This window comes from Synechococcus sp. H60.3 (genome assembly GCF_047462295.1).
Classification (GTDB): Bacteria; Cyanobacteriota; Cyanobacteriia; order Thermostichales; family Thermostichaceae; genus Thermostichus.
Genome location: NZ_JANSIY010000156.1, coordinates 1 through 4,303 on the forward strand (window position 1 = coordinate 1; position 4,303 = coordinate 4,303).

Genomic DNA, 4,303 nt, shown 5'->3' on the forward strand with positions numbered 1-4,303 from the left:
GCTCGAACTTGCCCATGTGGGAGATGTCAAAGACGCCCGCCCGCTCCCGCACTGCTCGATGCTCGGCCACCACCCCTTGGTACTGCAGGGGCATTTCCCAGCCGGCAAAGGAGACAAACCGCGCCCCCAGGGCTTGATGGAAGGGAAACAGGGGGGTGCGCTGCAGGGAAGTTGTGCCCATCAACGGATCTCTGAAGGTTAAGGACTAGGATAAACGCACCGTCGCCGATTCTCCGAGCTTGTCCAGTGCCTTCTGTCCCCACCATGATCCGCAATTGACAAGCTGGAGCGATCCCTGCAGTTCTGCTGCGACGTTTTGGGAGGCAGCACCGTGGGGCCGTTGTCAGTTAGCCGACCCGCCTACGGTTAATTGTCCCAACACATTGATGTCGAAGGTGAAGTTAATCGTCACCGAGTTGCCCTCGTAGGCCTCAGGCAGGGGCAAAAACGGAGCTGCTCTCTGGATGGCTGTCAGCGCCGCGTCGTCGGTTTGTTGGCTGCCGGAAGTGCGGGCCAGGCGGATGCTCTGCAGCTCGCCCCCCCGACCCACCGTGAAGATTACCACCGTGCGGCGGGAAGTGCCAGTCTGCCCCGGGATCCAGTTTTGTTCCACCTTGCGCTGCAAAGCTGCCAGCCAAGGGCCCCAATCCACATTCGCCCGCGCCGCCACACTGGGGGGGTTGGGAGCCGACTGGGTGGGGTTGGCCAAGCCGCTGGCTCCCTGGCCCTGGATCCCAGCCCCTTCACTGGCAGCAGAAGCGCTCAGGGGCGGCCCCAACTGGGAAGCATCGGAGGGCCGCTCGGCGGGGAGAACCTCCGTCGTCGGTTGGGGAGCCGGCGCAGCCGGCTGCAATTGGCTGAGATCCGAGGCCCGCTCGCTGGGCTGCACGGGTAGAGGCTCGGCAGTGGGGGGAGGCGTGGGAGCCGGCGTGGCAGGAGGAGCAGCCGCCACAGGCCGCGGGGTCAGGGTGGGAGTGGGTCGGGGGGCTGGGGTGGGCGGAGGTGGGGCTGCAGTTGGCGTTGCCGCAGGCCGAGGAGGAGCCGGAGGCGCAGTTGGCGTGGGGGGTGGGGTAGGTCTAGGAGTGGCCAGGGCAACTTCCGCCGGGGCAGGGGGTGGCACAGGGGCAGGCGGCTGCGGCCGTGGCGGCTGGGGTTGGGGCGGAGGCGGTGGGGGAGCTTCCTGTTGGGGGGCAGCCTGGGATTGGGGTGGACTGCCCTGGGAAGGGGGTGCTTCTACCCGCTCGCCCCCATCGCGGGAATCCACTTCTGAAACCAGCTCTGCTGCTTCCGGCGGCTCGAGATCTTCTGGCTCCAGCAAGATAAACTCAATGGCCTCTTGTTCTGGCTCGCGAATAAGCCAAAACCGACTCCAGTAGAGCAAGGCCAGCAGCGCCAGCCCATGCAGCAGCAAGGACAGCGCCACCATCCAAAAAAAATGGCGCGCTTCCTCCTCACGGCGGCGCTGCTCAACCCAGATGCTGCTCATGGCCAAGATTGCCCCTTCTTACCAACCCCTCCACCCAGCGAGTTCTTTTGCTGCAAACTCAGCCAAAGGACTTCGCCCCCCTGACGTAAGCAGGCTACACGCTAGGTAGTGTTATAGCATCCGAGCGGTTGGGCTTCCTGCGCAAAGGCGTACCTTCGGCTGGGGAAGGGATCCCACCTTGTAGCAGCAGTTGTGAACAACTCCCGGCACTCATCTTCGTTGAGTCAACACAACATGGCTGACGCCACGCTGCGCGAACCGATAGCGTACGGGCTTCACGCTTCCCAGACTTGTTGGTACAGAGGTCTTAGCGTGCTGCCACGGTGCAACCCACGGCGGGAAACTCTCCAGAGATTGAACTTGTTCGCCTCACTTGTAGCACGAACGGCTTTCATCCCGACACTGATTGGCTCTTCACCCATACAGTGCGGGTCTTCCCGCCGATTAAGCTAAAGCCTGAGCTTTTGGCAGCTCTGCCAGAGGCTTACCAAGACGGGATCCTGTTGGTGGTGAAAGAAACGCCGCTCTCGGAAGAGGATCTGCCCGCCGAGTGTCCCTACCCACTTGAGCAGGTGCTAGATCTCGGCTTTTATCCGGGATCGGGATAGCTCAAGGGGCTTGGCTCGCCCTTGGAAATGCCGCCTCTTGCAACCTGAGAGCGAAAGCTAGAGCTCCAGCTCAACCTGTCCTCCAAAGGCTGCAACCAAAGCCTTGCTAGAGATGGCTCAGGCGTGATTTGAACACGCGACCCAGGGCTTATGAGTCCCCTGCTCTACCGCTGAGCTACTGAGCCGAGAAGACGCTTAACTAGGATAGCATCTTTATGGCTGGGAAGTCTGCCCTGAAAGAGGATCCCCCCAGGCATAGCTTCCTCCACAGCTTGGGGTAACTTGTTCCAGCAAGCCGCCTAGAACCGTGCTGTAATGAACACGCCCTCTCCTCGGCCTCCCAAGGGATCCCTCTTTTGGTTGGCCCTATTGCTGCAGGTAAGCCTGGTTGCGCTGGTGCCGACCCGGAAGGCGCTCACCCTTGCCACGGGAACCCCCATCTACTTGCAAATTGCTCCTCGGGATCCCTACGACCCCTTGCGGGGCCGCTACGTAACCTTGAGCTATGCCGTTGCCCAACTTTCCACTCTGGAGAAACTGCCTGGCTGGTCCCCTGAGCTCGGTAAGCCAGGGATCCTCTACCTGCGCTTGGCCCCTCCTGCCGGGGATCCTGCTCAACCTTGGCAGGCCGTTGGCATCAGTCGCGACCGACCCAGGGATCTGCGGCCTGGGGAAGTTGTCCTGCAGGGTTGGTTCGATGGGTGGCAGCTCAGGTTTGGGATCGAAGAGTTTTTCCTTCCAGAAGCGCTGGGAGAGGTTCTGGAAGAAGCAATCCGCCACAGCCCAGAAACCCTGCGGGCAGAGGTGAAGGTGGATCCCTGGGGCAAAGCAGCTCTGGTGGGTCTTTGGGCGGGGGAACGGCGGTACTAAAGGCCGGCCTTGTTCTGGAGTGGGGGGAGGATCCCTTTTAGCCCTCTTTCTTTTTCCGCGAGCGACTTGAGCTTGTTTTCTTGACGCTGGCGGATGTCGTGGTTTTTTTAGACGATTTCTTCTTACTAGGAGGTGGTGCTGTAGGAGCTAGGAAAAATACCTCCTTCAGAGCATCCAACTTTTTGCCTTGCGTAATTCTGCATCCTAGCTTGGTTATGGGAGTTAGATCCTGCCACCAGCTCCTATCCGCCTCCGCAATTCGCGTGGCTGCAATGGTTACATCAACTCCCTTAAGCGGAGTGCCGGGCTGCTCAGCCAGGTATCTCAGCGCAGCCAAGATAGTTTCCCTAGAAGCCTCAGTCAGATTGACCTTCGGAACCCTTTCTCTGGCGAGAACTTGGGCCTGCTCCACCTGCTCCGGAGCTGGGTCAACAATGATACACCAGAGCCTCTCCAGCCCTGCTTCTTGAGCAACTGCATAGACAAAATGGTTGCCAATGGCCTTGTACTGGTAGTCGCCAGCTTCAACCACTAGCAGCGGCACCCAGTTGCGCCCTCCTGTTGCCCTTAACTGAGCGGCTGCTGCAGTAACCAGGAAAGAGGGAGCAGAAAACCCCTCGGCAGGCATGATGCTCTCAAGGGGTAAGTTAACCAGCTTGCCGAGATCGGAGAACTCACTCATCGATAAAGTACTCGCCGGCGAGCTTTTGGTAGTATTCTAAAACTTTCTTGTGCTTAAGGACAGCAGGAATTCGATCAAAAGTGGCAGAAGATATCAGTGCATAGTCGGGTATAATGCATTTGTCTTCATTGCCCTTTTTAAAGAGCGGTCGGAAATACGGGGTTAAGTCCATATCTTTCTCTTGCTTAATAAGCTTTTGTATTTCTTCGTTTGCCAGTTTGGTAGCGTTTTGATTTTTCGAGGAGACGCCATTAAAAAAGATAGGCAAAGCGATGGGGCCTCCGTCGTGTCGTGATTTAACAGTTTCTGGAATGAATTTGGTAATTACTCTAACAGCATTATTCAAAGAAGACAGATCGTCAGGTCGGGTAGGTATCAAAATAACGTCGGCAGCAAAAAGTCCACTTTGGCTGAAGTAAAGCCATTGAGTTGGGCAGTCGATTAGGATGTAGTCATACTCATGACGAAGGGGGGCAAGCAGATCCCGAAGGCGCCTGGTTCCTTTCTGGATATAGGCTGCATTTTCGCTGTCGGTCAGTTTCTCCAGCTCAGGGTCTCTTGGGATGAGGTTGAAGACGGAAACTATTCCCTTAGGTGTCTTGAGCCTATATGTCTGAACAATCGTGTGGACGTCTATCCTGGGATCCTTTAAACACT

5 protein-coding genes, 1 tRNA gene and 1 pseudogene are annotated in these 4,303 nt (G+C 57.9%); 2 read left to right on the top strand and 5 right to left on the bottom strand.

The features are described 5' to 3' along the window. Nucleotides 1-181, bottom strand: a pseudogene (locus NW841_RS12010) (glycine cleavage system aminomethyltransferase GcvT); the annotation flags it as partial. Between the two features lie 162 nt (nt 182-343). Further along, nucleotides 344-1,486, bottom strand: coding sequence for an energy transducer TonB (locus tag NW841_RS12015; protein ID WP_414386570.1), 1,143 nt, complete (start codon nt 1,484-1,486; stop codon nt 344-346). A gap of 425 nt (nt 1,487-1,911) precedes the next feature. Between NW841_RS12015 and NW841_RS12020 the strand changes: the two genes are divergently transcribed. Beyond that, nucleotides 1,912-2,094 carry a DUF29 family protein gene (locus tag NW841_RS12020; RefSeq protein WP_414386572.1) on the top strand — a complete coding sequence of 61 codons (183 nt, stop codon included), beginning with the start codon at nt 1,912-1,914 and terminating at the stop codon, nt 2,092-2,094. Between the two features lie 113 nt (nt 2,095-2,207). On the opposite strand, the gene NW841_RS12025 is transcribed toward NW841_RS12020, so the two are convergent. Continuing rightward, nucleotides 2,208-2,279: transfer RNA gene (locus tag NW841_RS12025), tRNA-Met, on the bottom strand. 130 nt (nt 2,280-2,409) lie between these two features. Here NW841_RS12025 and NW841_RS12030 point away from each other — a divergent pair. Continuing rightward, the gene (locus NW841_RS12030; RefSeq protein WP_414386574.1) at nt 2,410-2,964 is read left to right on the top strand and encodes a GDYXXLXY domain-containing protein; all 555 of its coding nucleotides are present in this window, start codon (nt 2,410-2,412) and stop codon (nt 2,962-2,964) included. Between the two features lie 37 nt (nt 2,965-3,001). Here NW841_RS12030 and NW841_RS12035 read toward each other — a convergent pair whose 3' ends face one another. Together NW841_RS12035 and NW841_RS12040 are read right to left on the bottom strand one after the other, a co-directional pair. Next, complete coding sequence (locus tag NW841_RS12035) at nt 3,002-3,646, bottom strand: Rho termination factor (RefSeq protein ID WP_414386576.1); 645 nt, start codon at nt 3,644-3,646, stop codon at nt 3,002-3,004. After that, nucleotides 3,639-4,303, bottom strand: a 665-nt coding sequence (locus tag NW841_RS12040; RefSeq protein WP_414386577.1) for a ParA family protein, incomplete at its 5' end; no start/stop codon positions are given. The genes NW841_RS12040 and NW841_RS12035, both read right to left, overlap by 8 nt.